This window comes from Acidovorax sp. LjRoot204 (assembly GCF_056175785.1).
This window is the reverse complement of the sequence record NZ_JBGFFF010000172.1, coordinates 1-8,367: the sequence shown is the minus strand read 5'-3', so window position 1 is coordinate 8,367 and position 8,367 is coordinate 1. Positions and strand designations below refer to the sequence as shown.

At 65.5% G+C, this 8,367-nt stretch carries 8 protein-coding genes and 1 pseudogene; 3 read left to right on the top strand and 6 right to left on the bottom strand.

What is annotated here, in order from left to right:
- Window positions 1-629, top strand: a 629-nt coding sequence (locus AC04MI_RS21260; RefSeq protein WP_476498621.1) for a LysR substrate-binding domain-containing protein, incomplete at its 5' end; no start/stop codon positions are given.
- Window positions 630-631: 2 nt separating this feature from the next.
- Window positions 632-1,270, top strand: a complete 639-nt coding sequence (gene nth / locus AC04MI_RS21255) for an endonuclease III (RefSeq protein ID WP_476498622.1) — start codon at window positions 632-634, stop codon at window positions 1,268-1,270.
- 137 nt (window positions 1,271-1,407) lie between these two features.
- Here nth and AC04MI_RS21250 read toward each other — a convergent pair whose 3' ends face one another.
- From AC04MI_RS21250 to AC04MI_RS21225, 6 genes are all read right to left on the bottom strand, one after another.
- Window positions 1,408-2,154, bottom strand: a complete 747-nt coding sequence (locus AC04MI_RS21250; protein WP_436079062.1) for an aspartate/glutamate racemase family protein — start codon at window positions 2,152-2,154, stop codon at window positions 1,408-1,410.
- Window positions 2,155-2,176: 22 nt separating this feature from the next.
- Window positions 2,177-2,941, bottom strand: a complete 765-nt coding sequence (locus tag AC04MI_RS21245) for a GntR family transcriptional regulator (RefSeq protein WP_056747172.1) — start codon at window positions 2,939-2,941, stop codon at window positions 2,177-2,179.
- Window positions 2,942-2,954: 13 nt separating this feature from the next.
- Complete coding sequence (locus AC04MI_RS21240; RefSeq protein ID WP_476498620.1) at window positions 2,955-3,842, bottom strand: ABC transporter permease; 888 nt, start codon at window positions 3,840-3,842, stop codon at window positions 2,955-2,957.
- A 1-nt stretch (window position 3,843) separates the two neighbouring features.
- On the bottom strand, window positions 3,844-4,755 hold the full coding sequence (locus AC04MI_RS21235; protein WP_436079064.1) for an ABC transporter permease: 912 nt from the start codon (window positions 4,753-4,755) through the stop codon (window positions 3,844-3,846).
- A 205-nt stretch (window positions 4,756-4,960) separates the two neighbouring features.
- Entirely contained in the window at window positions 4,961-6,253 is a 1,293-nt protein-coding gene (locus AC04MI_RS21230) for an ABC transporter substrate-binding protein (protein WP_476498619.1), read from the bottom strand.
- A 61-nt stretch (window positions 6,254-6,314) separates the two neighbouring features.
- Window positions 6,315-7,385 carry an ABC transporter ATP-binding protein gene (locus tag AC04MI_RS21225; protein WP_476498618.1) on the bottom strand — a complete coding sequence of 357 codons (1,071 nt, stop codon included), beginning with the start codon at window positions 7,383-7,385 and terminating at the stop codon, window positions 6,315-6,317.
- 249 nt (window positions 7,386-7,634) lie between these two features.
- Between AC04MI_RS21225 and AC04MI_RS21220 the strand changes: the two are divergent.
- A pseudogene (locus AC04MI_RS21220) lies at window positions 7,635-8,367 on the top strand (GGDEF domain-containing protein); the annotation flags it as partial.

Here is an 8,367-nt window from a genome sequence, read left to right as displayed (position 1 = left end):
GCGTGATGGCGCAGTTCCGCCTGCGGTACCCCGGCATCCAGTTCCACCTGCGCGTGGCCAGCCCCGCAGCTGTGACCGTGGCGGTGCTCAACGGCGATGCGGACATTGGGCTGACCTACAGCCGCTCGGCCGAGCGGGACATCACCGTGCAGCACCGCCAGGCCGCACCCGTCATCGCCATCATGCGGCCTGACCACGCGCTCGCACGGGCCCACTCCGTCACGCTGGCGCAGATGCACGCCTACCCCATCGCCCTGCCCGAGCGCGACAACACCGTGCGCCAGCTGTTCGACATTGGCTGCAGCCAGCGTGGCCTCGTCTTTGAGCCCGCGCTGGTGTGCAACCACTTCGAGACGCTGATGCACTTTGTGCTGCATGGCGGCGGCCTGTCCATCTCGGGCGAGGTGACGGTGCGCGATCGGGTGCAGCGCGGCGAAATGCATGCCGCCCAGATCCGCGAGCCCGGCATGAGCGCCCGCGCCGCCGAGCTGCAAACCCTGAGCGGCCGCACCCTGCCCGCTGCCGTGCGCATGTTCCTGGAGTTTCTGCAGGCGCAGCTGCGGGACAATGCGCCACCGGCCACGCCCGCCAAAAGAAGCCAGCCACCTGCCCCACCCCGCCAACGATGATGATGAAAACCGCCCAGATCGAGCCCTTCTTCGCCACCCTGAAGGCGGCCAACCCTATGCCCAACACGGAGCTGGAATACACCACCCCGTTCGARCTGCTGGCCGCCGTGCTGCTSTCGGCSCAGGCSACYGACGTGGGSGTGAACAAGGCCACGCGCAAGCTGTTCCCCGTGGCAGGCACGCCCCAGGCCATCCTGGATTTGGGACTGGAGGGSCTGGAGGRCTACATCAAGACCATCGGCCTGTACCGCACCAAGGCCAAGAACCTGATGGAAACCTGCCGCATCCTGGTGGAGCAGCACGGCAGTGTGGTGCCCCGCACGCGCGAGGCGCTGGAGGCCCTGCCCGGCGTGGGCCGCAAGACGGCCAACGTGGTGCTGAACGTGGCCTTTGGCCAGCCCACCATGGCGGTGGACACGCACATCTTTCGCGTGAGCAACCGCACCGGCCTGGCACCGGGCAAGAACCCGCTGGCGGTGGAGCTGCAGCTGATGAAGCGCGTGCCTGCGGCCTATGCGGTGGATTCGCACCACTGGCTCATCCTGCTGGGCCGCTATGTGTGCCAGGCGCGCAAGCCGCGCTGCTGGGAATGTGTGGTGAGCGAGTATTGCGACTACCGGCCGAAGACGCTGGCGCCCTAACGCGCAGAACGCACAGCGCTTCAAATTTCATAGCAACCAGCGCATATTCTTCTAGTGCATCCAGCCAAAAACACTCGAAACCTGCTCTCTGGCAGAGATTTCGAGCCCTTGCGCAACCGCCAGCCTGCAAGGCCGGGTCAGACAACGCAGCGGGTGCCCAGCGCCGCCATTTCCTGAGACACCCCCACCCAGGCCACATCAAACCCCGCCACCTTGCGCTCCGGTGGCACGGGGGGTGTGCGCAGCGCCCAGGTGGCACCGGCGACCACGCTGTCGATCACGGGCACCGACACCTGCGGCTGCACGGCGGCAGCCATGCCTGCCAGCCCCGCCCCACCCAAAATGACGGCCTGCACCCCCATCTGCCGCACCACATCCCGGCAGGCCTGGGCCAGCAATGCGCGGGCCGCCTCGGGGTCTGCGGCCAGTTGGGCACCGGTGGGCGCCACGGTGTGAATGCCTGCCAGTGCGTGGGCGTGGCCCAGCGCCTGGGCCAGGCGCTGCAGCATGGGGCCCCAGCGCTCGCCGCCGGTGACGATGGCAAAGCGGCCGTGGCGCGCAGCCTCGATGAATGACGCTTCGGCCAGGCCGGTGACAGGCACCGGACTGCTCTCGCGCAGCGCCATCAGGCCAGGGTCGCCAAAGCAGCCGATCAGCACCGCGTCGGGCGGGGTCTGGGGCTGTGCGATCTCATGCGCCCACACATCGAGCGCGGCGTGGGCCGCCACGGCGTAGCTCGCCTCGCACGCGATGTACGGTGCGCCAAAGCGGGCCGTGGCCGTGCGCACCGCCACATGCGATCCCGCAGCCCCCTGCACATGCCGCTGCAGCAAGGCACTGACATGGGCCGACATGTTGGGGTTGATGACAAGCAGTTGGCGCATGGGCAAGCGTGTGAAAAAACCGTCAGACCCCGCCCAGCAACCGCGCCAGATCGGGCGCCTCTGCCGCAGGCGGCGTGAACTCCAGCTGCGACTCGATCCGCGCCAGGTGGGCCAGCATCAGCCGGGGCGCCTCGCGCGCGTCACGCAGGCGGATGGCGTCGATCAGCGCACGGTGCTCGCGGCAGCCGCAGGCCGTGGCCTCTTCGCGGGTCTGCGCGTGGCTGGGGCTGTAGGTCATCAGGATGAGCGAGGTGCGCGACACCAGCTCGCGCAGGATGCGCCCCAGCGTCTGGTGCCCTGCCGCTTGTGCGATGTGCAGGTGAAAGTCGCCCGACAGGCGGATGGCGCGGCGCATGTCACCGCTGGCGCGCGCGGCCTCTTCGTCGTCGATGCAGGTGCGCAGTGCGGCGATGTCGGCATCGGTGGCGTTGGCGATGAACAGCTCCACCAGACGCGGCTCGAGCAGGCGGCGGGCCTCGAACACTTCCAGCGCCTCTTGCGGCGTGGGCTGCGCTATCGATGCGCCCCGGTTGGGTGTGAGCGTGACGACCTGCTCATTGGCCAGCCGCACCAGCACAGGCCGTACGCGTGTGCGGGACACGCCAAAGGCAGCCGCCAGCTTGTCCTCCACCAGCTTGGTGCCGGGCGGCAGACGGTGGTCGAGGATGGCCGAGACCATGCGGTCGTACATGTCGTTGTCGCTGAGCTGGCCCGTCGTGTCGGGCTGCACGGGCGGTTCGGTGACCGCAGCGCGCGCGCGCCGGGGCTTGGGGAGGGTGGTCGTCATAAGGGTGCCGTTTTTAACCCGAACGGCCCTTGCGCCTGCGGCCCAGTGCCCACACCAGCAGCAGCGTCACGCCCATCACGGCAAACGACACCACGGTGGTGACCGTGCCCAGCGCGTAGATGGACGGCGTGGTCACCGTGCTGGTCAGGCCCTGCARCTCSAGCGGCAGCGTGTTSACGTCGCCRATGGCYTGCGAGGTGCGGGCGATCTCGTCCCAGCTGAGCGTGAAKCCGAACATGCCRATGCCCACGAYCGACGGCSCRATCAGCGGYAGCACCACATGGGCAAAGCCCTGCCASGGCGTGGCGCCSAGGTCGCGYGCGGCTTCTTCGTASGCAGGGTTGAAGCGGTTGAACACCGCGAACATGATCAGCAGGCCAAACGGCAGCGTCCACGTCAGGTGGGCGCCCAGGGCCGAGGTGAAAAGGCCCAACGACGTGCCATAGCCCTCCAGCGCACTCCCCATGCCCAGCCATTCCAGCGCCGCCTTGATGCCGTTGTCGATGAGCCGGAACTCCAGCCCGATGCCCAGCGAAACGATGATGGACGGCATGATGAGGCTGGCCACGACGATGAAGAACAGCGTGTTGCCGCCCGCCAGACGCTTCCGAAACGCCAGGCCCGCCAGCACCGACAGCACCACCGTGCACAGCATCACCGCCACGCCCAGGCCTAGCGAGCGCCACAGCGCCGCGCCGATGTCCACCACGCCCAGSCCTTCGGCCAGCYTGKSGAACCAGTGCAGCGASACGCCGCGCAWRGGGAARGTSAGCCCGCCYTCRGGGCCCTGGAAGCTCAGGATGAAGATAACGAACATGGGTCCGTACATGAACAGCACGAACAGCGCAAAGAAGATGGCCAGGGGCCAGAAGCTGGCGGGACGAGATTCACGGACTTTCATCTCACAGCTCCTTGCGAATGTCGACGAGGCGTGTGAGGCCCCAGATGATCATCAGCACCACGGCCAGCAGGATCACGGCATTGGCCGCCGCCAGCGGGAACTGCAGGTAAGACGTCTGCACCTGGATGATCTTGCCAATCGATGCGATCTGCTGCCCGCCCATCACGCCGATGGTCACGAAATCGCCCATGACGATGGTGATCACAAAGATCGAGCCGATGATGATGCCGGTGCGCGAGAGCGGCACGATCACGTTCCACAGCGTCTGCCAGCCACTCGCGCCACTGTCGCTGGCCGCCTCGATGAGGCTGCGGTCGATGCGCATCATGCTGTTGAAGATGGGCACGATCATGAACATGGTGTACAGGTGCACAAAGGCCAGCACCACCGAGAAGTCCGAGAACAGCAGCCACTCCACGGGCGTCTCGATCAGGTTCATGCCTATCAGCGTCTGGTTGACCAGCCCATTGCGCCCCAGCAGCGGCACCCACGAGATCATGCGAATCACGTTCGATGTCCAGAACGGGATGGTGCACAGCACGAACAGCAGGGTCTGCATGCCCGAAGAGCGCACATGGAAGGCCAAAAAATAGGCCACTGTGAAGCCGATCACCAGTGTGATCAGCCACACGAGAAAACTGAACTTGAGCGTGGAGTAATACGTCTTGAGCGTGACGCACAGGCCGTCTGACGCATCGCCACAGCCCGCGAAGATCGACACGTAGTTCTTGAACGTGAAGCCGGGCAACAGCTCGTACTCATTGAAGTCCCAGAAGCTGACCATCACGATCAGCGCCAGCGGAATCAGAAAAAACAGCGCGAACACCAGCGTGAACGGCGCAGCCTGCCACCAGGCGGCAATGCTGCGGCCAGGGACAGCTGCAGCAGGTAAGGACTGTGTGGTCGTGCTCATGGTGTTTGCAATCAAATATCTAGCGGGCTGTGCTTCGCAGCCGGCTGTTGAAACCGTCGCGGCCCAATGCCAGTGCTCCCGCGCAAGGGCCGCCAAGCTGCGAATGCAGCGCTTCGCTTGCGTGCGCTGGGAGCGTCCTCCTCCCGACCCGCGCAGCGGGTCGAGAGAGGGGTGAAGGCGCGCAGCGCCTCAGGGGGTGCACTCCTTACGCCGCTACGAACTCGTTCCACTTTTGGACCATGTAGTTGTTCTCGTCCATCAGCGCGTTCCAGCAAGCGATGCCGCCCATGCGCGACTCATAACTGCCGCCGTCGCGCACTGCACCGGCCTTGGCCAGCACATCGCCATTCGGGCTCTTGATGTCCTGCGTGGCGGGCTTGCCTTCCATCCAGTAGGCCCACTCGTAGGCTTCCATCTTGGACTTGGCGGTCTCCAGCACGGCGCTGTAGTAGCCCTGGCGGTTCAGGTAGGCACCGGCCCAGCCGTCCAGGAACCAGTTGATGAACTCGTAGGCGCCATCGAGCTTGCGGCCGCTCAGCGTGGCGGGCAGGCCAAAGCCGGCGGCCCAGGCGCGATAGCCTTCCTTGAGCGGCTGGAAGTTGCAGGCAATGCCCTTGGTGCGCACGGCCGTCACAGCCGGGCTCCACATCGACTGGATCACCACYTCACCCGATGCCATCAGGTTGACCGACTCGTTGAAGTCCTTCCACAGCGCGCGGAACTGGCCCTGCTTCTTGGCTTCGATCAGGGTCTTGATCGTGAGATCAATCTCCTTCTTGGTCATGTTGCCCTTGTCGGGGTACTTGTAGAKGCCCWTGGCCTCSACCACCATSGCGGCGTCCATGATGCCGATSGASGGRATGTTCAGGATCGCGGCCTTGCCCTTGAAYTCSGGRTTGAGCAGCTCGGCCCASGAGYYGATGGGGCGCTTGATMAGGTCGGGGCGGATGCCCAGCGTGTCGGCGTTGTACACGGTGGGGATCAGGCTCATGAACTGCGTGGGCGCAGTCGCGAACTTCTTGGACTTTTCACCTTCCAGGTAGATCACCTTCTTAGGTGCCGTGCCCTGGTCGCCCACGGCTTTGCCGGCCACCTGGCCGGTAGTGAACAGCGTGGTGATCTTGTCGGCGTTCTTGATGCGCTTGGTRTCGATGCCCTTGARGTTGCCSGTGGGYACGATCTTYTTSAGCGAGAAGWACTCGGTGTCGATCAGGTCRAAGCTGTTGGGCGCRGTGACGGCGCGCTTGGTCACGTCGTCGGTGGTCACGGCCACGTACTGGATCTCGATGCCGGTGTCGGCCTTGAACTTCTCGGCAATSGCYTTGTCCTGGTTCACCGCCGTGCCCAGGTAGCGCAGCACGATCTTTTCCTGCGMATGCACGGCCGGGAACATGCCAGCGGCCAGGATGCCCGCCGTGCCCTTGAGCAACGAACGGCGCGCCACTCCAGTGGCATCGGAGACAACAACAGGGGAATCAGCACGGGAAGCATCGGACATGGGAAAACTCCTTGGGTTGCGGAAGGGGACGGGTGGAAAAAGAGGTAAAGCGGCGGCGCGGTCAGGCGGCGACGGCCACTGCGGGAGCGGGCACGGACAGCGGGTGCGCCTGGTCGGGCGTCCAGTGCAGTTGCACGCCCTGCCCCACCTGGTAGGGCTGCGCAGCAAAGGCGGCCTCGGACACCATCACCGAATACGCCGCCGTGGCGTTGGCCGACAGAACTGCGCCGTGTTTTTGCAGGCCCACCAGCACGTAGGTGCCTTGGTATTCCACATCGGTCACCACGGCCTGCATGCGCTGGGCACCCCAGGGCAACTCGGCACTGGCGGGGGCAATCTGCAGGTGGTCGGTGCGCACGCCCACCTTGCCTTCGGGTGTGTCGATCACGTTGTGCCCGCCCATGAAGCGCGCCACGAATTCGCTSGCSGGMYGGTTGTAGACCTCGTGGGGCGAACCCACCTGCTCGATCACGCCGTGGTTCATCACCACCATGGTGTCGGCCAGTGCCATGGCTTCTTCCTGGCTGTGGGTCACATGGATAAAAGTCAGGCCCAGCTCTTTTTGCCAGCGGCGCAGCTCGGCGCGCATCTGGATGCGCAGAAAAGGGTCGAGGGCCGACAGCGGCTCATCGAGCAGCAGCACGCGCGGCTGGGTGATCAGGGCCCGCGCCAGCGCCACGCGCTGCTGCTGCCCACCGGAGAGTTCTGCGGGCTTGCGCTCGGCCAGGTGCCCCAGGGCCACGCGCTCCAGCAGGTCGCGCGCCTTGGCCTGGCGTTCGGCCTTGGCCACGCCTTTCATCTTCAGGCTGAAGGCCACGTTGTCCAGCGCCGAGAGGTGCGGGAACAGCGCAAAGCTCTGGAACATCATGGCCGTGCCGCGTGCGGCGGCGGGCAGGTCGGTGATGTTGCGGTTTTCCAGCAGGATGTCGCCGCTCGTCACCGATTCGTGCCCAGCGATCATGCGCAACGTGGTGCTCTTGCCGCAGCCCGAAGGCCCCAGCAGGCAGCAGTAGCTGCCGCTGGCAATGCGCAGGTCGATCGCATCCACGGCGGGCTTGCCTTGGGCGTAGCGTTTGGTCAGCGCCACGATTTCAATGGCGGCGGAGGTGGGCGCAGGGTGGGTGCTTTGCATGGCGTATGCCCTACGCAAGGCCCATGCCAACTTTGTACACAATGTTTTATGAACTTTGCATACAAAATGCACCAACACGGCGCACATTGCCGCCCCATACCGGTCCACACCCGCGCTGCCCCTGGTCCAACCTCGGGCAAACCATGCACCGAAACAGCGCTGAGCCGTGCGGGTGCGTCGCTATACTGGCCTCGCCTTTGAAACAATTTATTACGTCGGCACGTCCCTCCCCCTCCTCTTGCCTGCCGCATGACGAACCTCGACCCGCGCTCCATGATCGCCCTGGCGGGCTTCATGTCTGCCGTCATGGCCCTGGTGCTGCTGTTCATGCGGCGGCACTACCCGCCCAGCATCCGGGGCGTGGGCGGATGGGCGGCGGCGCCACTGCTGTGGCTTCTGTCCACCGTGCTGTTTGGCGCGCGTGGCGCCATCCCCGACTGGCTGGGCCTGGTGCTGGCCAACCAGCTGCTGGTGCTGGGCTCGGTCACTTATTACATGGGCACCCGCCAGTTCATGGGCCAGCCCGCCACCTGGCGCACCTGGAACTGGGTGATGGCCGGCACCACGGTGGTGTTTGCCTGGCTGACCTACGGGTGGCCCAACTATGCCGTGCGGGTGGGGTTTTTCACCGTGGTGATGGGGGCGCTGTACGCCGCGCAACTGCGCTTCATGCTGCGCCACGGAGGGCGCAACTTCCCGGTGCGGCTGGTGGAGGTGATGCTGGGCCTGCACATGCTGGTACTGGGGGTCAGGCTGGGTTCGATACTGGCAGGGCACGCGGGCAACGACCTGATGGAGCCCTCGCTGTTCCAGACCCTGTACATCGGTGCCTATGCGCTCACCGTGCTCATGTTGTCCATCGGCGCGGTGCTGATGRCCACAGACCGCTTGCGCACCGAGCTGGAGCATCTGGCCACCTATGACTCGCTGACCCAAACCCTCAACCGCCGTGCCTTGCTGCAGCGCTGCGAGGACGAGCTGG